General features: G+C 66.6%; 17 protein-coding genes. 7 read left to right on the top strand and 10 right to left on the bottom strand.

The annotated features are described in order from the left end of the window. The first annotated feature begins 133 nt into the window (after positions 1-133). The 5 genes from paaN to Q0263_RS02195 all read left to right on the top strand — a co-directional run bounded on the left by paaN (position 134) and on the right by Q0263_RS02195 (position 5710). On the top strand, positions 134-1801 hold the full coding sequence (gene paaN / locus Q0263_RS02215) for a phenylacetic acid degradation protein PaaN (protein ID WP_298012924.1): 1668 nt from the start codon (positions 134-136) through the stop codon (positions 1799-1801). Positions 1802-1832: 31 nt separating this feature from the next. Further along, positions 1833-2627 (top strand): 2-(1,2-epoxy-1,2-dihydrophenyl)acetyl-CoA isomerase PaaG, encoded by a 795-nt coding sequence (gene paaG, locus Q0263_RS02210; protein WP_298012922.1) that lies wholly within the window; start codon positions 1833-1835, stop codon positions 2625-2627. 70 nt (positions 2628-2697) lie between these two features. Then, positions 2698-3153, top strand: a complete 456-nt coding sequence (paaI, locus tag Q0263_RS02205) for a hydroxyphenylacetyl-CoA thioesterase PaaI (RefSeq protein ID WP_298012920.1) — start codon at positions 2698-2700, stop codon at positions 3151-3153. Between the two features lie 43 nt (positions 3154-3196). Further along, entirely contained in the window at positions 3197-4519 is a 1323-nt protein-coding gene (paaK, locus tag Q0263_RS02200) for a phenylacetate--CoA ligase PaaK (protein ID WP_298012918.1), read from the top strand. Positions 4520-4588: 69 nt separating this feature from the next. After that, positions 4589-5710, top strand: coding sequence for an ABC transporter substrate-binding protein (locus tag Q0263_RS02195; RefSeq protein ID WP_366140674.1), 1122 nt, complete (start codon positions 4589-4591; stop codon positions 5708-5710). Between the two features lie 52 nt (positions 5711-5762). On the opposite strand, the gene Q0263_RS02190 is transcribed toward Q0263_RS02195, so the two are convergent. Beyond that, a complete protein-coding gene (locus tag Q0263_RS02190; protein WP_298012915.1) occupies positions 5763-6530 on the bottom strand; it encodes an IclR family transcriptional regulator in 768 nt (255 codons plus the stop codon). A 221-nt stretch (positions 6531-6751) separates the two neighbouring features. Here Q0263_RS02190 and Q0263_RS02185 point away from each other — a divergent pair, with 221 nt between their 5' ends. After that, positions 6752-7882 (top strand): homogentisate 1,2-dioxygenase, encoded by a 1131-nt coding sequence (locus Q0263_RS02185; RefSeq protein WP_298012913.1) that lies wholly within the window; start codon positions 6752-6754, stop codon positions 7880-7882. 57 nt (positions 7883-7939) lie between these two features. Here the strand turns inward: Q0263_RS02185 and hmgA are convergent, their stop codons facing one another. From hmgA to Q0263_RS02155, 6 genes are all read right to left on the bottom strand, one after another. Continuing rightward, positions 7940-9238, bottom strand: coding sequence for a homogentisate 1,2-dioxygenase (hmgA, locus tag Q0263_RS02180; RefSeq protein ID WP_298012912.1), 1299 nt, complete (start codon positions 9236-9238; stop codon positions 7940-7942). Positions 9239-9331: 93 nt separating this feature from the next. After that, the gene (maiA, locus tag Q0263_RS02175) at positions 9332-9973 is read right to left on the bottom strand and encodes a maleylacetoacetate isomerase (RefSeq protein WP_298013376.1); all 642 of its coding nucleotides are present in this window, start codon (positions 9971-9973) and stop codon (positions 9332-9334) included. Positions 9974-9979: 6 nt separating this feature from the next. Further along, positions 9980-10999, bottom strand: coding sequence for a fumarylacetoacetate hydrolase family protein (locus Q0263_RS02170; protein ID WP_298012909.1), 1020 nt, complete (start codon positions 10997-10999; stop codon positions 9980-9982). Positions 11000-11070: 71 nt separating this feature from the next. Beyond that, positions 11071-12051, bottom strand: coding sequence for a TRAP transporter substrate-binding protein (locus Q0263_RS02165; RefSeq protein ID WP_298012907.1), 981 nt, complete (start codon positions 12049-12051; stop codon positions 11071-11073). Positions 12052-12091: 40 nt separating this feature from the next. Next, positions 12092-13369 carry a TRAP transporter large permease subunit gene (locus tag Q0263_RS02160; protein ID WP_298012905.1) on the bottom strand — a complete coding sequence of 426 codons (1278 nt, stop codon included), beginning with the start codon at positions 13367-13369 and terminating at the stop codon, positions 12092-12094. Next, on the bottom strand, positions 13366-13926 hold the full coding sequence (locus Q0263_RS02155; protein WP_298012903.1) for a TRAP transporter small permease: 561 nt from the start codon (positions 13924-13926) through the stop codon (positions 13366-13368). Before Q0263_RS02155 ends, Q0263_RS02160 begins: the two co-directional genes overlap by 4 nt. 163 nt (positions 13927-14089) lie before the next feature. On the opposite strand from Q0263_RS02155, the gene Q0263_RS02150 reads away from it, so the two are divergent. Next, positions 14090-14992 (top strand): LysR family transcriptional regulator, encoded by a 903-nt coding sequence (locus Q0263_RS02150; RefSeq protein ID WP_298012901.1) that lies wholly within the window; start codon positions 14090-14092, stop codon positions 14990-14992. Positions 14993-15021: 29 nt separating this feature from the next. On the opposite strand, the gene Q0263_RS02145 is transcribed toward Q0263_RS02150, so the two are convergent. The 3 genes from Q0263_RS02145 to Q0263_RS02135 form a co-directional block, all read right to left on the bottom strand. Then, complete coding sequence (locus Q0263_RS02145; RefSeq protein WP_298012899.1) at positions 15022-15846, bottom strand: MaoC family dehydratase N-terminal domain-containing protein; 825 nt, start codon at positions 15844-15846, stop codon at positions 15022-15024. Positions 15847-15906: 60 nt separating this feature from the next. Beyond that, positions 15907-16914 carry a TRAP transporter substrate-binding protein gene (locus tag Q0263_RS02140; RefSeq protein ID WP_298012897.1) on the bottom strand — a complete coding sequence of 336 codons (1008 nt, stop codon included), beginning with the start codon at positions 16912-16914 and terminating at the stop codon, positions 15907-15909. A 114-nt stretch (positions 16915-17028) separates the two neighbouring features. Beyond that, positions 17029-18180: a CaiB/BaiF CoA-transferase family protein gene (locus Q0263_RS02135; RefSeq protein ID WP_298012895.1), complete on the bottom strand. Its 1152-nt coding sequence runs from the start codon at positions 18178-18180 to the stop codon at positions 17029-17031. Between the last annotated feature and the right edge of the window lie 8 nt (positions 18181-18188).

Below are 18188 nucleotides of genomic sequence, written 5' to 3'. Positions count from 1 at the left end.
CCATCACAAAAACCGATAAATGAAAGCTACTTGAAAAATTTCTAATCAAAAGTGATACATTAATCCACATCAATTATTGATTTTTCGTATTTCTACAAGAAGCGCCATCCAATGGCCGGTACCGGAGACTTCCATGTCGCACCCCTTGCTGGATCAACACCGCCCTCTGCTCGAACACGCGCTCGAGACCATCGCCACGCGCGGCTATTGGTCGGCCTTCGCCGAATCCCCCAGCCCCAAGGCCTACGGCGAAGGCGCCCCGGAAGCCGGCCGCGCCGCTTTTGAAGCCCACCTGAACAAACCCTTCGAACTCGATCAGCCGGGCCAGATCGGATGGCACGACGGGGAAAGCTCGCCGTACGGCCGCCCCTTGGGCATCCGCTACCCCCAGTCCGATCCTCAGGCGCTGGTGCAAGCGGCCCTGTCAGCGATGCCCGCCTGGCAGGCGCTGGGCGCCGAAGGCCGGGTCGGCGTCTGCCTGGAAATCCTGATGCGGCTGAACCGCCAGAGCTTCGAGATCGCTCACGCCGTCATGATGACCAGCGGCCAAGGCTGGATGATGGCCTTTCAGGCGGGCGGCCCCCATGCTCAGGACCGGGGCCTGGAAGCCGTGGCCTACGCCTGGCGCGAAATGTCTTTCATTCCGCCGGAAGCCGTCTGGGAAAAGCCGCAAGGCAAGCATCCGGCCCTGACCATGCGCAAGCACTACGAGATCGTCGGCAGGGGCGTCGGCGTGGTCATCGGCTGCGCCACCTTTCCTACCTGGAACACCTACCCGGGGCTGTTCGCCGCCTTGGCGACCGGCAACCCCGTCATCCTGAAGCCGCACGGCAGCGTCGTCCTGCCCGCCGCCATCACCGTCCGCACGATCCGCGCCGTGCTGGCTGAAAACGGTCTGGACCCGAATCTGGTCACCCTGTGCCTGCCGCCCGACCACGAAGCCGCCCACGGACTCTACACTCACCCCGATGTCCATTCGATCGACTACACGGGGGGCAGCGCCTTCGGCCAATGGCTGCTGGATCACTGCCGCCAGGCCCAGGTCTATGCGGAACTCGCCGGAGTCAACAGCATCGTGATCGATTCCACGGACGACTACGCGGGCATGCTGCGCAACCTGGCCTTCACCCTGTCGCTCTATTCGGGACAGATGTGCACCACATCCCAGGCCATCGTGATCCCGGAGCAAGGCATCGACACCGACGACGGCCACAAGACCTTCGAACAGGTCGGCCAGGACCTGGCGCAGGCGATCGAGCGCCTCCTGGAGAAACCGGAAACCGCCCAGGCCGTCCTGGGAGCCATCCAGTCCGATGCCACGCTGAAACGCATCGACCAGGCAGCCAGTGGCGACATGGGCCGGGTCGTGCTGGCGCCCCGCGCGCTGCACTACGACGAATTCCCGCAGGCGCGCGCCCGCACGCCGGCTCTGCTGGCCTGCGACGCTCGGGCCGCCGCACACTACGCCCAGGAACAGTTCGGCCCCATCAGCTTCCTGGTGCGCGCGGCCGACACGGCGGCCGCCTTGACGCTGGTGGAAAGCCTGACGCGCCGCCACGGCGCGCTGACGCTCGCGGTGTACACCACTCGCGATACCGTGCAGGACGCCGCCATCCAGGTTTCCTGGCGGGCCAAGGTCGCACTGTCCTTCAATCTGACGGGAGGCGTGTTCGTGAATCAGTCCGCGGCGTTCTCCGACTTCCACGGAACGGGCGGCAATCCGGCAGCCAACGCCTCCTACGCCGATTCGGCCTTCGTGGCCAACCGGTTTCGGGTCGTGCAGCGCCGCGCCCATATCTGAAGCCGTTCCCACTCACCCGCGGAGGCCCGGCGTGACTTACCAGAACATCCGTTTTTCCATCGAACAAGGCGTCGCCCGCCTGATCCTGTCACGGCCCGACAAGCTCAACAGCTTCACCGAGGCCATGCATCTCGAGGTCCGCGATGCGCTGGGCAGGGTCCAGGAGAACAGCGCAGTCCGCGCGCTGGTCCTCTCCGGCGCCGGCCGCGGTTTTTGCGCGGGCCAGGATCTGGGCGACCGCGCCATGCAGATCGGCTCCGGTCAGGCTCCCGATCTGGGCGCCACCGTCGAAGGCTTCTACAAGCCGCTGATCCTGGCGCTGCAGAACCTGCGGGTGCCGACACTGGCGGCCGTCAACGGAATCGCCGCCGGGGCGGGAGCCTCCATCGCGCTGGCCTGCGATCTGGTCGTCGCTTCGGAATCCGCCTCCTTCCTGCAGGCTTTCAGCAAGATCGGCCTGATCCCGGACACGGGAGGCACCTGGCTGTTGCCCCAGCGCATCGGCATGGCGCGCGCCATGGGCCTGGCTCTGCTGGCCGAACGGCTGCCTGCGCGCCAGGCGGCCGATTGGGGCCTGATCTGGTCGTGCGTCGCCGACGATGCCTTCGAGGCGGAAATCAACCGACTGGCCGCGCAGCTGGCCCAGGCGCCGACCCGCGCCCTGGTGCGTACGCGCCAGGCCATGCAGGCCGCCTCTTCCCACACGCTGGAACAGCAACTCTCGATGGAAGCCGGCATCATGCGCGAACTCGGCTGGCGCGCCGATTATGCGGAAGGCGTCGCCGCCTTCCTGGAAAAACGGCCGGCCCGATTCACCGGGCAATGAAACCCAATCGCGCCGCGCCACAGTCCTCAACGCGCCCGGCAATCCGACATCCACACGGGAAACCCTCTCCATGACGCATGAAGCCCTCGCCCCTCAGACTCTGGCCGAAACCGTGGCTGCCGCCATGTGGTCCCGCGACCACGCCGCGCAGTCGCTGGACATGCGGTTGGACTCCATCGCGCCAGGCAGCGCCCGGCTATCGATGACCGTGCGCGGGGACATGCTCAATGGCCATGGCATCTGCCACGGCGGCATGATCTTCACGCTGGCCGACACCGCCTTCGCGTATGCCTGCAACAGCGACAACCACAACACGGTGGCCTCGGCCTGCCACATCGATTTCCTGGCGCCCGCCCGCGAAGGCGATCGTCTGCAGGCGCGCGCTGAAGCCCGGACCCAGGGCGGTCGCACCGGGGTCTATGACATCACGGTCCACAATCTGACGGCGGGTCGCGACGTCGCGCTGTTCCGGGGCAAATCGCACCGGATCCAGGGCCTGGTGACCGACGCCCTGCCTGCGGACTGAGTCCGCCCGCGAACCAACACCATAAGACAAGGAGACAACCGCCATGCCCGTCAAGACCGCCCGCCCCGGGGATCTGGAGCCCATCGAAACCGCCAGCCGCGACGAAATCACCGCGCTGCAGCTCGAACGCCTGCGACAGACTCTGCGCAATGCCTACGACAACGTCCCCCACTACCGGCACGCCTTCGACGCGCGCGGAGTCCGCCCCGACGACCTGCAACGTCTGGAGGACATCCGCAAGTTCCCCTGCACGACCAAGGAAGACCTGCGGCGCAACTACCCCTTCGGCATGTTCGCCGTGCCTCGGGAACGCCTGGCCCGCCTGCACGCATCCTCCGGGACGACAGGCAAGCCGACGGTCGTCGGCTACACCCTGAAAGACATCGACACCTGGGCGGAACTGGTGGCCCGCTCCATCCGGGCGGCGGGAGGGCGAGCGGGCGACACCGTCCACGTGGCCTACGGCTACGGCCTGTTCACCGGCGGGCTGGGCGCCCACTACGGCGCGGAACGCGCCGGCTGCACCGTCATTCCCATGTCCGGCGGCCAGACGGAAAAACAGGTCCAGCTGATCATGGACCTGAGGCCCGACATCATCATGGTGACGCCCTCCTACTCCCTGGTCATCGCGGAGGAATTCGACCGTCAGCGGATCGCGCCCGACGACATATCGCTGAAGGTCGGCATCTTCGGCGCGGAACCCTGGGGCGAGGGCATGCGCTCGGAAATCGAGCGCAAACTGGGATTGGACGCGGTGGACATCTACGGTCTGTCCGAAGTCATGGGTCCGGGGGTCGCCTCCGAATGCATCGAATCCAAGGATGGCCCGGTCATCTGGGAAGATCATTTCTACCCGGAGATCATCGACCCGGCCACCGACGAGCCGGTGCCCGATGGCGAAGAAGGCGAACTGGTCTTCACCTCGCTCACCAAGGAAGCCTTGCCCATCATCCGCTACCGCACCCGGGACCGTACCCGGCTGCTCCCTCCGACCGCCCGCAGCTTCCGCCGCATGGGCCGCATCACCGGCCGCACCGACGACATGCTGATCATCAGGGGCGTCAATGTGTTCCCCACCCAGATCGAGGAACAGATCCTGCGCAATCCGATCTTCAATGGCACTTACCAGATCGTCGTCTCGCGCATCAATCATCTGGACCAGGTCGAGGTCCGCTGCGAGCTGCAGCACGAAGCCAACGGCGCCACGACCGAGTCCATCGACCAGTCGGCCCGTCAGCTGCAGCACCACATCAAGACCAATATCGGCATTTCGACCCGGGTCACCGTCATGCACTACGGCGAATTGCCGCGCACGCAGACCGGCAAGGCCCGCCGCGTGTTCGACGAGCGGCCGAAACAGGAATGAGCGCATCACCCGCGATCATCAAAAAACCACCCAAGGAGACACACCATGAAATCACCGACCTGGCGCTTGATGACCGGCTGCGCGCTGGCCGCTTTCACGCTCGCCGCGCAAGCCGCCGATCCGATCAAGATCGGCTCCGTTCTGTCGGCCACCGGCCCCGCCGCATTCCTGGGCGACCCGGAAGTCAAGACTCTGGAAATGTACGTCGATTCCATCAACAAGACGGGCGGCGTCCTGGGCCGGCAGCTGCAGCTCGTGCACTATGACGACGGCAGCGATGCCAACAAGGCCAACGGTTTCGCCAAGCGCCTGATCTACGACGACCAGGTGGACGTCATCATCGGCGGCACCACGACAGGCTCCACCATGTCCATGGATCCGCTGGCCGAGAAGACCGGGATCCCCTTCATCTCCCTGGCGGGCGCGGTCGTGATCATCGACCCGGTGAAGAAGTGGCTGTTCAAGACTCCGCACACGGACCGCATGGCCGCCGAAAAGGTGTTCGAGGACATGAAAAAGCGCGGTTTCACGAAGATCGCCCTGGTCAGTGAAACCAGCGGTTTCGGCCAATCCGGCAAGAAGGAATCTGAACTGGTCGCGCCCAACTACGGCATCCAGATCGTGGCCAACGAGACCTACGGCCCCAAGGACACCGACATGAGTCCGCAGCTGACCAAAATCAAGAACATGCCCGACGTGCAGGCCGTGCTGGTCTTCGGGCTGGGCCAGGGCCCGGCGCTGGTCACCCGCAACTACAAGCAGTTGGGCGTCAAGCTGCCGCTCTATCATGCGCACGGCGTATGCTCGAACGAGTTCATCAAGCTCGCCCGCGATGCGGCCGAAGGGGTCCGCCTGCCCTGCGCCGCCCTGGTGGTCGCCGACAAGCTGCCCGACAGCGACCCGCAGAAGCCGGTGGTCTCCGCCTACGCCAAGGCCTTCCAGGAGCGCTGGAAAGCCGAGGTCTCGACCTTCGGCGGCCATGCCTACGACGGCCTGATGCTCTATGTCGACGCAGTCAAGCGGGCCGGCGGCACCGACAAGGCCAAGGTGCGCGACGCCATCGAACAGACCAAAGGCTACGTCGGCACGGGCGGCGTGGTGAACATGTCCGCCGCCGACCACATGGGCCTGGACCTGAGCGCGTTCCGCATGCTCGAAATTCACAATGGCGACTGGAAGCTGATCGACTGACCGCAAACCCGCTGGCATCGATCGGGCCGGCCGCTTCCGCGGCCGGCCTTTTTTATCCCCCCACCGCCGCCGAGACCCGGCGCCCGGCCGCCCGCAGCGCCCGGGCGGCCGGGCTGTCCGGGTCGGCCCGCAAGGACCCGGCGTGCCCCACCAGGGTCAGGGCCAGCAGCAGCCGGCCCTGCGCATCGAGCACCGGCACGCTGAGGGCGTTGATGCCCGGGACGTGTTCACCTTCCACCATCGCCAGGCCGCTGGACCGGATATCGCGGCGGACCGCGGGAGCGAGCCGCCGCGACGGAGGATCCTGCCAGGCGGCGAAGATGCGCCCCGTGGCCGAGGACTCCAGATCGAAGAGAGCGCCCTCGGAGACCCCGACGGAGACCCCCTGGCCGGGCAGGCAGACCCGGACGGCCGTCACCCCGCCCTGCCCGTTTACTGCGACAAAGCAGGTTTCCCCCAGCGTCTGCGCCAGCGCGCGGGCTTCTTCCCCGGCCAGCCGCAAGGGATCCTGGCGCGCCAGCCAGGACAGGGCCAGATCGCGCACCGCCGGGCCGACGTCGTACCGCCCCGTGCGCGCATCCTGGCTGACCCAGCCGGCGCGCGCCAGGCTGACCAGATAGCGATAGGCCTTGGCCCGGTGCATTCCGGCCTGCCGGGCCAGGTCCGACAGGCCGCACGGCGCGCCTGCGCCCGCCAGCAGGCGAAACAGGTCCAGCCCCAGTTCCACCGACTGGATGCCCTGGATGTCCCCGGGCCATGCGCCGGCTCGCGGCGCGGATCCCGCCATTCCGGGGGGCATATCGTTTTCAGCGGAGGTCATGGCGCGTCTTCGTCCTTCGATGCGGCTGCCGCATGTCGCCCATCGCAACAGCCAGCGCCACGGGTGCCGAAATGACACACCGGCCGCCCCGTGCAGAAGCGGGGCCGATCCATTCATGGGCAAAAACTGTTGGACGCACGGACGGAGCATGCCTTAGATTATCAGTGCTGTTTATATGATAACACTGTTAATTATTTCATAACAACCTCACAGAGACATCCATGAAAAACCCCATCACTTTCCCCAAGGCCGAAGGCATCTACACCCGCCAGGCCCACTGCGACATTCCCGACGGCCTGTACGAACGGGAACACGGCCGCAACGGCTTCTTCGGCCCGGCCAGCCACATCCTGCACACTCACAAGCCCACCGGCTGGACGAAGTGGGAAGGTCCGCTGGAACTCAGCCTGCTGGACCTGAATCGCCTGGACGACAGCGCCCCCTGCCCCTGGAAGGCACGGCGCTTCATGCACAACGGTCAGACCCAGGTCTGCTTCTGGAAGTTCGACGTGTCCATGCCGGACCTGGCGCGCAACGGCGACGGCGACATGATTCTGTTCTTCCACCGGGGCGAAGGCGAGTTCTTCTGCGACTACGGCCACATGAGCTACCGCGAGGGCGACTACATAAACATCCCGCGCGGCACGACCTGGCGCCTGGAAACATCGGTGCGCAACGAGGTCCTGACCATCGAGGCCACGGAGGACCTGTTCCAGCTGCCGGAACGCGGCATCACCGGCCGCCACGCGCAATTCGACCTGGCCGTGCTGGACACGCCGAAGATCGACGAGGCCTACAAGGCCCAGTACGGCGAACATGAAACCCGCGTGCGGGCCAAGCGCCGCCAGCAGGTCACGACGGTGACCTTCCCCTACAACTTCCTGGACACGGCCGGCTGGCACGGCGACTGCGTGCCGGTGAAACTGAACTGGCGCGACATCCGCGAACTGCTGTCGGACCGCTACCATCTGCCGCCGACGGTGCACGCGACCTTTCTGTCGAACACCATCATCGTCTGCACTTTCGCTCCGCGCCCCATCGAAAGCGACCCTGGCGCGCTGAAGGTGCCCTTCTATCACAACAACGACGAATTCGACGAGTCGATCTTCTACCACCAGGGCAATTTCTTCAGCCGCGACAACATCAAGCCGGGCATGTTCACGCTGCACCCGTCGGGCTTCCATCACGGCCCGCACCCCAAGGCCTTCGCGGCCGCGGCGGCCAACAACAAGGGCGAGCGCAAGTACACCGACGAGGTCGCGGTGATGATCGATTCACGCTATCCGCTGGAACTGGACACGCTGCCCGAGGGTGTGAAGGTGCCGGGGTATGTGGATTCGTGGAAGGAGTGAATCGGGCGCGCAACGCCGGGCGGGCATCCCGCCCGGCAAGGTTCCGGCGTTGAACGTTTATCGCTTCGCCGGATCGAAGCGCTTCGTCAGGCCCTGCCAGCAGCGGTAGTATTCCCGCTGCCGCTGCGGCGATTCCAGGGCCTGGCGGGTGGCCTGGATCGTCACCGGCGTCTCGAACATAAACGCCATGGTGTCGGCGACGTAGTCCGGCTTGGACGTATCCGCCGCGCTGGCCTTGGCGAAGGTCTCGGCGTCCGGACCATGACCGGTCATGGTGTTGTGCAGCGACGCGCCGCCGGGCTGGAAGCCTTCGGCCTTGGCGTCGTAGCGGCCATGCACCAGGCCCATGAATTCGCCCGCCAGGTTGCGGTGGAACCAGGGCGGCCGGAAGGTGTCCCGCATCGCCAGGATGCGCGGCGCGAAGGCGACGAAGTCGATGGTGTCCACGCCCGGCACGGCGCTGGGCGCATGCAGCACCAGGAAGATCGACGGATCCGGGTGGTCGTGGGTGATTGAGCCGATCGCGTTGAAGCGGCGCAGATCGTATTTGTACGGCGTGTCGTTGCCATGCCAGGCCACCACGTCCAGGGGTGAATGGTCCATGCGGGCGCTCCAGAAGCGGCCCTGGAATTTCGCCAGCAATTCGAAATCGCCATCGAGGTCTTCGTAGGCGGCCACGGGCGCCAGGAAGTCGCGCGGGTTGGCCAGGCCGTTCGAGCCGATCACGCCCAGATCGGGCAGCCGCAGGTGCGCGCCCGGATTCTCGCACACGTAGCCGCGCGCCACGCCGTCGGGCAGGCGGACCTGGAAGCGCACGCCACGCGGAACGACCGCGATTTCCTGGGGCTCGACCAGCAGCACGCCCAGTTCGGTCGCCAGTTCCAGGCGACCTTGCTGCGGCACGATCAGCAGTTCGCCGTCGGCATCGTAGAAATAGCGGTCCCGCATCGAACGGTTGGCGGTGTACAGATGGATGCCGCAGCCGACGTTGCCGCCCATGGTCACCATGCCGTCCACGAAATCCGTGGCCGCGTCGTCGCCCGGCAGCGGCAGGGGATCCCAGCGCATCGGGTCCGGCGGCGTGGGAACTTCATCGTAGCGGCTCAGCCAGCGCGCCCCCGCGGAGGACGGCTCGAACGGCCCATGCGTGGCCGCCGGCCGGATGCGATACAGCCAGGATCGCCGATTGGCATGGCGCGGCGCCGTGAACGCCGTGCCCGACAGCTGTTCGGCATACAGGCCGTAAGGGGCTCGCTGGGGGGAATTGCGCCCGACCGGCAGCGCGCCGGGCAGGGCCTCGGTGGCGAACTCGTTGCCGAATCCGCTCTGATATTCCAAGGAGGGTGTCGTGCTCATGATGATCTCCCGAAAAACACGGCCGGCGGCAGCGTCACGCGCGCCGGATCCGCCGGGCCGCGATCGGCGACTGCCGATCCGCCCGGCGCGCCGTCACTCCGCATCCGGCTGCGCGTCCGGATGCGCCGCCTGGAAGGCGGGCAGCGACTCGCAATGCGCCGCGATCCGCGCGATCGTCGGAAAGGCCGACAGATCCACATCATAGCGGCGCGCGTTGTAGACCTGGGGCACCAGGCAGCAGTCGGCCAGGCCCGGCTCGTCGCCATGGCAGCAGCGCCCCGTCGCGGGCGACCGCAGCTGCGCCTCCAGGGCCCGGAAGCCCAGTTCCACCCAATGCCGGTACCAGTCGTCGCGGGCGGATTGTTCGATCTTCAGTTCGCGCGACAGCCAGCGCAGGACGCGCAGATTGTTCAGGGGGTGGATGTCGCAGGCGACGTGCAGCGCCAGGGCGCGCACCCGGGCGCGGCCCGGCGCGTCGACCGGCAGCAGGGTGGCGGGGCCGTGCGTCTCGTCCAGGTATTCCATGATCGCCAGGGACTGGGTCAGGATCCGGCCGTCCTCGTCCAGCGCCGGCACCAGGCCTTCCGGATTGCGGCTCTGGTAGTCGTCCCCGAATTGCTCGCCGCCATGGCGCAGCAGGTGCACCGGGATGACCCGGTAGTCCAGGCCCTTCAGGCCCAGCGCGATCCGGACGCGGTAGGCCGCCGAACTGCGGAAATAGGAATAGAGTTCCAGCATCGCTCAGGCCCCCGCGCGGCGTTCGACCGTCTGCTCGATGACGCCGAAGATGTCCTCGCCCGCGGCGTCGCTCATGTGGATGCGCACCCGGTCGCCGAAACGCATGAAGGGCGTGGCCGGCGCGCCGCCTTCGATGGTCTCGTACATGCGGACCTCGGCGATGCAGCAGTAGCCCACGCCGCCGTTGCGGATGCTGGAGCCGTGCAGCCCGCCCTGCTTGTTGGACACCGTGCCCGAACCGATGATGGTCCCGGCCGACAGCGGACGCGTGCGGGCGGCATGCGCCACCAGCTGCGGGAAATCGAAGGTCATGTCCCGGCCGGCGTTCGGGCAGCCGAAGGGCTCGCCGTTCAGTTCGACCCGCAGCGGCAGGTGGACCTTGCCGTCGCGCCAGGCCGATCCCAGTTCGTCGGGCGTGACGGCGACCGGGGAAAAGGCGCTGGACGGCTTGGACTGGAAGAAGCCGAAGCCCTTGGCCAGTTCTCCCGGAATCAGGCCGCGCAGGGACACGTCATTGACCAGCATCAGCAGGCGGATCGCGCCGCCGGCGTCCGCCGGGCGCGCGCCCATGGGCACGTCGCCCGTGACGACGGCGACCTCGGCCTCCATGTCGATGCCCCAGTCCTCCGTGTCCGCGACGATGGGGTCGCGCGGCCCGATGAAACTGTCCGAACCGCCCTGGTACATCAGCGGATCGGTGAAGAAGGATTCCGGCACCTGGCTGTTGCGGGCGCGGCGCACGAGTTCCACGTGGTTCAGGTAGGCCGAGCCGTCCGCCCACTGGTAGGCGCGCGGCAGCGGCGAATGGCAGGCCGCCTGATCGAAGGGGCGGGCTGCGCCATCCTGACCCGAATTGACCCGATCATAGGCGGCGCGCAAGGCCGGCAGGCAGGCATCCCAGTCGTCCAGCGCCGCCTGCAGGGTGGGCGCGATCTCAGGCACGGCGACGCATTGCGTCAGATCCCGGGACACGACGACCAGGCAGCCGTCGCGCGACTCGTTTTTCAAGGTGGCAAGCTTCATGGGAACTCCGGTTGTCCGGGCCGCCGAAGCGCGCCCGGGGCGCGGGGCCGCGGCCCCGCGCAAAGGCTGACTTACTTCAGTTCGGCCTGAACCTGGTCGAACAGATCCTGGCCCACGCTGGGGATGAACATCTTCCACACCGGCTGGACGCGTTCGCGCATGCGGTCGTGCTCGGCATCGCTGACCTCGTTGATCTCCATGCCGTGCTTGGCCATGGTTTCCTTGGCGGACTGCGCCTGGGCGCGCGCCACCTGGCGCTGATAGGCGCGGGCTTCGATGGCCGAATCCTTCAGGATCTTCTGCTGGTCCGGCGTGAGCTTGTCCCAGAAGGCCTTGGACACCAGCGGGATGAAGGCGCCGTAGCTATGGCGCGTGATGGACAGGTATTTCTGCACTTCATAGAGCTTGAGCGCGGCGATCACGGCGTTGGGCGTGCCCTGGCCATCGATGGTGCGGGTTTCCAGCGCCGTGTAGAGTTCGGGCACGGCCAGCGGCACCGGATTGGCGCCCAGGGCCTTGATGGTCTCCTGGGTGATCTTCGCCTGGATCGAACGGAACTTCAGGCCCTCGAAATCCTCGACCTTGGCGATCGGGTGCTTGCTGTTGGTGGCGTTGAAAAAGCCGTTCTCCCAATACGCCAGACCCACCAGGCCATGCGCCGGCAGGGTTTCCAGCAGCTTCTCGCCCACCGGGCCGTCCAGCACTTTTTCCGCCTGTTCGCTGTTCTTGAACAGGAAAGGGAAATCCAGGATTTCATAGGCCTTGACCATGCCCGTCAGGGTGGTGGTCTGGGGCACGGTGAATTCGATCGTGCCGCCCTGCAGGGCGGAGGTCACCTGCACGTCGTTGCCCAGCGCGCCGCTGTAGTAGGGCTTGATGTTGATCTCGCCATGGCTCTTGGCCTTGACCAGTTCGACGAACTTCGCCACGCCCTGGCCCTGGTGGGATTTTTCCGGCAGGGTGACGGCGAACTTCGCGTTGACGGCCGCCCAGGCGGAGCCGGACAGCGTCGCGGCCAGCAGGCCGACAAGCAGAGTGGTGCGGATTTTCATGGAATGTCTCCTTGGGTGGAATCGGACGGGGCGCCGGGCGCTAGCGCCACCATTGGGCGGGCACGGTCACCAGTTCGGGGAACAGGATCAGGGCGAGCAGCAGCGAGACCAGGGCGATCAGGAACGGGGCGATGCCGCGCGTGGCCTGGGCCATGGACACCTTGCCCACGGAGCTGACGACGTTCAGCACCACGCCCACGGGCGGGGTGATCATGCCGATCGAGCAGTTCATGATGAAGATCACGCCGAAATAGACGGGATCGATGTCCGCCGCCTGGATGATCGGCATGAACACCGGCGTGAAGATCAGCACGATGGGGATGAAGTCCAGCACCATCCCGGCGAAGAACACCACCACCATCATGGCCGCGACCAGGACCAGCGGATGGTCCGACAGCGAGGACAGCCAGCCGCCCACCTGGCCGGAAATGTCGGTGATGGTGATCATGTAGGACGCGACCATCGCCAGCGCGGCCAGCAGCAGCACGACCGACGTCGTCTGCGCCGTGGACAGCAGGCATTCGTAGACCTTGCGCCAGTCGAGTTCCCGGTACACCGCGACGCCGACGAACAGCGCGTAGGCGGCCGCCACCACGGCGGATTCGGTCGGGGTGAAGATGCCGAAACGCAGGCCGCCGATGATGATGACCGGCAGCATCAGCGCCCAGCCGCCCTGCCCCAGCAGGCGCAGCCGCCGCCCCCAGGGCACCCGGGGCGTCAGCGCCGCCTTCTGCCGCCGGGCGACGAACCACCAGGCCACGGTCAGGAACAGCCCCATCAGGACGCCGGGCACGATGCCGGCCAGGAACAGGCGGGTGATGGAGATATTGGCCACCACGCCGAAGATCAGGAAGCCGATCGACGGCGGGATGACCGGCGCGATGATGCCGCTGGCGGCCATCAGGCCGCAGGCGCGCGCGGGGTCGTAGCCGGCCTGGCGCATCATGGGCACCAGGATGGCCGCCAGCGCCGCCGTGTCCGCCACCGCGGACCCCGACAGGCTGGCGAGCAGGATGCCGGCGCAGATCGCCACATAGCCCAGGCCGCCGCGCAAATGGCCGACGAAGGCGCTGGCCATGTCGACGATGCGCCTGGACAGCCCGCCCGCGTTCATGAATTCGCCCGCCAGGATGAAGAACGGCACGGCCATCAGCACGAAATTGTCCGCTCCGGAGACGGCGTTCTGCACCACGATCTGGGCGTCGAACTGCCCGATCAGCAGCATCAGCGCCACCCCGGAGAACATCAGGGCGAAGGCGATCGGCAGGCCCAGCGCGATCAGGCCCAGCAAGGTGCCGATGAAGACGAAGGCGGTCATTGATCATTCCCCTTCTTCGCGGCGGCTTCGTCTTCGATGCGTTCCGCCTGGACTTCGATGCGGTCAGCCAGGTCCTCGGTCAGGCCGTCGTCGATGCCCGCCAGCGCCCGTCGGATGTTGTTGCACACCGGAAAGATCAACGCCACCCCGAACACCAGCGCGGCCCCGTACAGCCAGGCGTAGGAAATGCCCAGCACCGGGTAGGAGTTGCCCAGGTTGATCAAGGTCTGGCGCCAGCCGCCGACGATGAAGATCCCGCAGCCGGCCAGGATCAGCACGCCGGTGAAGACCACCAGCATCCGGCGCGCGCGGGGCCCGACGGCCCGCTGCAGCGTGTCGAATCCGATGTGGATGCGCCGCGCCGAGGCCAGGACCGCGCCCATGAAGATCAGCCAGACGAACAGCAGGCGCGAAAGTTCTTCCGAAATGGCGATGCCGGAATTGAAGGCGTAGCGCAGCACGACATTGCCGAAGACCAGGATGCCCATGATCGCCAGGCAGGCGACGATCAGGATTTCGAAAGCCCGGGCGACCAGGCGGGCGGTATGGCTCATCATCGGCGTTCACCGCGCGAGGTAAGGGACGTCATGGCTGTCTCCGGTCCGGGTGTGGATGCCTGCCGGGCGATGCCCGCGCATCCTTGTTCTTGGATGCTCCATTAGACGGAGTTTCCAGCTATCATACAAACAGTTTTTATTCATTGATTCATAGGATTTTCCGATGGAAGTCACGCTTCGCCAGTTGCGCGCCTTCGCGGCGCTGGCCCGCACCGGAGGTTTCACACGGGCGGCCGAATCCTTGCACATCACCCAGTCGGCTCTCAGCGGCCTGATCAAGGAACTGGAATCCCAGCTGGGCGTGCGCCTGGTGGACCGCAGCACGCGGCGCATCCAGCTCTCGGAGGTCGGGCGCGAGTTCCATTCCGTCGCCACGCGCGTGCTCCGCGACCTGGACGGCGCGCTGGACAACATCGACAATCTCAAGCGCCTGCGCCGCGGCATCGTCCGGATCGCCGCCCCCCAGCTCATGTCCAGCACGCTGATCCCGGAAGTCATCGCCGGCTTTCGCCAGGCGCACCCCCACATCCAGGTCCACCTGCTGGACTGCGCCGTGGAAAACGCCATCACCCAGGCGATGCGCGGCGAAGTCGACATCAGCATCGGCCCCTATCGCGAGGGCCTGTCCGACATCGCGGCCGATCCGCTGTTCGACCTGCCCTTCATGGCCGTGTTTCCCGCCGGCCACCCGCTGGAATCCCTGAAGCGGGTCGGCTGGACGGACCTGATGCGCCATCCGCTGATCGCGCTGCACGGGCAGTTCACGGATCAGCTGGCCATGGACCTCCACCAGCTGTCGCCCGCGCAGATCGTGCGCCCCAGCCACGAAGTCACCTTCATGAGCACCGCCCTGAGCATGGTCAACGCCGGCCTGGGCGTGACCGCCTGCCTGCCCTACGCGCAGCGCCTGGTGGACCTCTACGGCCTGCGGGCGCGGCCGCTGCACGATCCCCAGGTCCGCCGGAAGTTCTTCATCTACAGCCGCCAGCACGCCAGCCTGCCGCCGGCGGCCGAGGCCTTCGTGCACTATCTGCACCAGCACGTGGCGGAACGAAAATGGGGGTGAACACCCCCACGCCCTCCTGAAGACCTCGATCAGCTCCGGGCGAAGGTGATGTCCGCCTGGTGCGCCAGCATGCCGTCCTGTTCCGCCCACAGCTGCGCGGCCTGTCCGTCCTGCAGGCGGCCGCCCACCTGGAAGGCGCGCGGCGAAATCAGCGGGCGCAGGCCCCGATAGGCCAGGGACCGCACGGCCAGATCGGGGTGGGCCCGGGTGAACGCCTGCACCATCAGCGTGGCGATCATGGGACCATGCACCACCAGGCCGGGATAGCCTTCGACCTCGCGCACGTAGCGGTCGTCGTAATGGATGCGATGGCCATTGAAGGTGACGGCGGAATAACGGAACAGCCGGGTGGAGTCGGGCGTCACGGCCTGCGTCCATTGCGCCTGCGGCGCGGGCTTGGCGCCCTGCAGCACGGGGGGGGCCGGTTCGCGGTAGACGATGTCCTGCTCCTCCGCGATGCACAGCGCCCCGTCCTGGGTATAGTGATGCTCGACCGTCATGAACTGCAGCAGGCCGGTGCGCCCCGTCTTTTCGACGATGTTCGCAATCCTGGAGACTCTCCGGGCGGGCCGCCCCACGACCAGCGGCGCGTGAAACTGAAGGCGCCCGCCGGCCCACATGCGGTTGCGGCTGCCCACCGGCGGCAGAAAGGCATCCTTCTGGGGATGGCCATCGCGCCCCAGGCTGGCGTAGGGCTCGCCGTGGACGAAGAACGCCCAGTGCCACAGCAAGGGCAGATCGCGGCGTGAATCCAAGGGGTCGTCCAGGCTCAGCGCCACGCGCTGCGCATGGATCGGATCCAGCGTGTCATCGCAGGTCTCGGTGCGGCCGATCCAGGACGAAAAATCCATCATTGATGCTCCAAAAGAATGCGGCCCGCCCGGAGGGCCCCGGGCGGGCCGCTGCGACAGGGTTCAGCTCTTGTTGGACGCCTGGGCGGCCTCGATCAGGTCCTTGCCGATCTGAGCTTCGAACTTCTTCCAGACGGGCTGCATGGCCGTGCGCCAGGCAGCGACGTCTTCCTTGGACAGGGTCTGGATCTTCGCGGCGCCCGCATCGGCGATCCGCTGGCGATCGCGTTCATTGATGTCGGCCGCCAGCTTGTTGGCGTATTCGGTGGCGCCCGCCATGGCCTTGCTCAGGCCCGCCTGCACGTCCTTGGGCAGGCCGTCCCACCAGCCGGCGTTGGCGATCACCATGTAATCGATGTCGCCATGGTTGGTGACGGCGATGGTCTTCTGCACCTCATGCAGCTTCTGGGTGTAGATGTTGGACCAGGTGTTTTCCTGGCCGTCCACCACGCCGGTCTGCAAGGCCTGATAGACCTCGGAGAAAGCCAGCTTCTGCGGGTTGGCGCCCAACTGGCGGAACTGGGCCTCCAGCACGTCGGACGCCTGGATGCGGAACTTCAGGCCCTTGATGTCTTCCGGACGCGTCAGCTTGCTCTTGTTGGTGGACAGCTGCTTCATGCCGTTGTGCCAGTACGCCAGGCCCTTGATGCCCTTGGACGTCATGGAATTCAGCAGGCTCTGGCCCGCCTGGCTGGCCTGGAAACGGTCCACGGCGTCCATGTCGTCGAACAGGAACGGCAGGTCGAAGATCTGCAGCTTCTTGGTGTAGCGGTCGAACTTGGACAGCGACGGCGCGATGAGCTGCACGTCGCCCAGCAGCAGGGCCTCCATTTCCTTGCCGTCGCCGAACAATTGCGAATTCGGGAAGACCTGGACTTCGACCTTGCCCGGCAGGGCGGCCTCGGCCAGTTCCTTGAACTTCAGCGCGCCCTGCCCCTTGGGAGCGGTCGCCGCCACCACGTGGCTGAACTTGATGACGATGGGCGCGGCCTGGACGGCCGTGGCCGCCAGGCTGGCGGACAGCGTGATGCCCAGGGCCAGCGCCAGGCGGGTGAGTGTGCGGGATTGCATGGATTTGTCTCCTTGAAGGTGATGTATCGGCCCGGGTCAGCCAGCTGATCGTTCCAGCTGCCAGGCTCTGTGTGAGGGTCCGGTGAGGCAAGGACCCGGTGGATCATCGGGCGCTCAGAGCGTGTCGTCCGAGAAGCCCAATTCCTGCAGGATGGCCCGGGTATGTTCGCCCAAGGCCGGGATTGCGCCCATCCGGGTTTCTGCGGGGTCGCCGACGCCGGGCGGCAACAGCGCGGGCAGCGCGCCCGCCGGACTGTCGACCGTCGTCCACCGCCCCCGCGCCCGAAGCTGCGGATGCGCCCACAGATCGGCCATGTCGTTCATCTGCGCATTGGCGATCCGGGCCTCGTCCAGGCGGGCGATGACCTGATCGATGCTGAGCGCGGCGAAGACGTCCAGGATCAGGGCGCGCAATTCGGCGCGGGCGGCCGAGCGCCGGGAATTGCTTGAAAAGCGCGGGTCGACGGCCAGGTCCGGCTGCCGCAGGACCTTGTCGCAGAAGACCTGCCATTCCCGCTCGTTCTGCAGCCCCAGCATCACGGTCTTGCCATCCCCTGCCGTGAAGGGGCCATAGGGATAGATCGTGGCATGCGAGGCCCCGCTGCGGGCCGGCGGCGGGGCGCCGTCGAAGCCGTAATACATCGGGTAGGACATCCATTCGGCCATGCTCTCCAGCATGGACACGTCGATATGGCGCCCCGTCCCCGTCTTGCCGCGCTCGATCAGCGCCGCCAGGATGTTGGTGTAGGCATACATGCCGGCGGCGATGTCGGCGATGGAACAGCCCGCCTTGGCGGGTTCGTCCGCCGAGCCCGTGACCGACAGGAAGCCGGATTCGCTCTGGATCAGCAGATCGTAGGCCTTCTTGTCGCGGTACGGACCGTCATTGCCGTAGCCCGAAATATCGCACACGATCAGGCGGGGAAAGCGCTCGTGCAGGGCCTCGAAGGACAGGCCCAGGCGCGCGGCGGCGCCCGGCGCCAGGTTCTGCACCAGCACGTCGGCCTTCTCCAGCAGACGCTCGATGACGTCCGCCGACGCCGGCTGCTTGACGTCCAGCGCCAGGCTTTCCTTGGACCGGTTCACCCAGACGAAGTGCGACGACAGGCCGCGCACCCGTTCGTCGTAGCCGCGCGCGAAATCCCCCACGCCGGGCCGCTCGATCTTGATGACCCGGGCGCCCAGGTCCGCCAGCTGGCGCGTGCAGAAAGGCGCGGCGATGGCATGTTCCAGGGTGATGACCGTGATGTCCTGCAAGGGCAGCATGATGACCT

This window comes from uncultured Castellaniella sp. (assembly GCF_937988725.1).
GTDB lineage: Bacteria > Pseudomonadota > Gammaproteobacteria > Burkholderiales > Burkholderiaceae_B > Castellaniella.
This window is presented reverse-complemented; position numbering and strand designations above follow the sequence as displayed.

What these genes read in the sequence shown, in the direction of transcription:
- paaN (WP_298012924.1), top strand. Translation starts at nt 134, where the DNA reads ATGTCGCACCCCTTGCTGGATCAACACCGCCCTCTGCTCGAACACGCG.
- paaI (WP_298012920.1), top strand. Translation starts at nt 2,698, where the DNA reads ATGACGCATGAAGCCCTCGCCCCTCAGACTCTGGCCGAAACCGTGGCT.
- paaK (WP_298012918.1), top strand. Translation starts at nt 3,197, where the DNA reads ATGCCCGTCAAGACCGCCCGCCCCGGGGATCTGGAGCCCATCGAAACC.
- Q0263_RS02195 (WP_366140674.1), top strand. Translation starts at nt 4,589, where the DNA reads ATGACCGGCTGCGCGCTGGCCGCTTTCACGCTCGCCGCGCAAGCCGCC.
- Q0263_RS02190 (WP_298012915.1), bottom strand. Translation starts at nt 6,530, where the DNA reads ATGACCTCCGCTGAAAACGATATGCCCCCCGGAATGGCGGGATCCGCG.
- Q0263_RS02185 (WP_298012913.1), top strand. Translation starts at nt 6,752, where the DNA reads ATGAAAAACCCCATCACTTTCCCCAAGGCCGAAGGCATCTACACCCGC.
- hmgA (WP_298012912.1), bottom strand. Translation starts at nt 9,238, where the DNA reads ATGAGCACGACACCCTCCTTGGAATATCAGAGCGGATTCGGCAACGAG.
- Q0263_RS02170 (WP_298012909.1), bottom strand. Translation starts at nt 10,999, where the DNA reads ATGAAGCTTGCCACCTTGAAAAACGAGTCGCGCGACGGCTGCCTGGTC.
- Q0263_RS02165 (WP_298012907.1), bottom strand. Translation starts at nt 12,051, where the DNA reads ATGAAAATCCGCACCACTCTGCTTGTCGGCCTGCTGGCCGCGACGCTG.
- Q0263_RS02160 (WP_298012905.1), bottom strand. Translation starts at nt 13,369, where the DNA reads ATGACCGCCTTCGTCTTCATCGGCACCTTGCTGGGCCTGATCGCGCTG.
- Q0263_RS02155 (WP_298012903.1), bottom strand. Translation starts at nt 13,926, where the DNA reads ATGATGAGCCATACCGCCCGCCTGGTCGCCCGGGCTTTCGAAATCCTG.
- Q0263_RS02150 (WP_298012901.1), top strand. Translation starts at nt 14,090, where the DNA reads ATGGAAGTCACGCTTCGCCAGTTGCGCGCCTTCGCGGCGCTGGCCCGC.
- Q0263_RS02145 (WP_298012899.1), bottom strand. Translation starts at nt 15,846, where the DNA reads ATGATGGATTTTTCGTCCTGGATCGGCCGCACCGAGACCTGCGATGAC.
- Q0263_RS02140 (WP_298012897.1), bottom strand. Translation starts at nt 16,914, where the DNA reads ATGCAATCCCGCACACTCACCCGCCTGGCGCTGGCCCTGGGCATCACG.
- Q0263_RS02135 (WP_298012895.1), bottom strand. Translation starts at nt 18,180, where the DNA reads ATGCTGCCCTTGCAGGACATCACGGTCATCACCCTGGAACATGCCATC.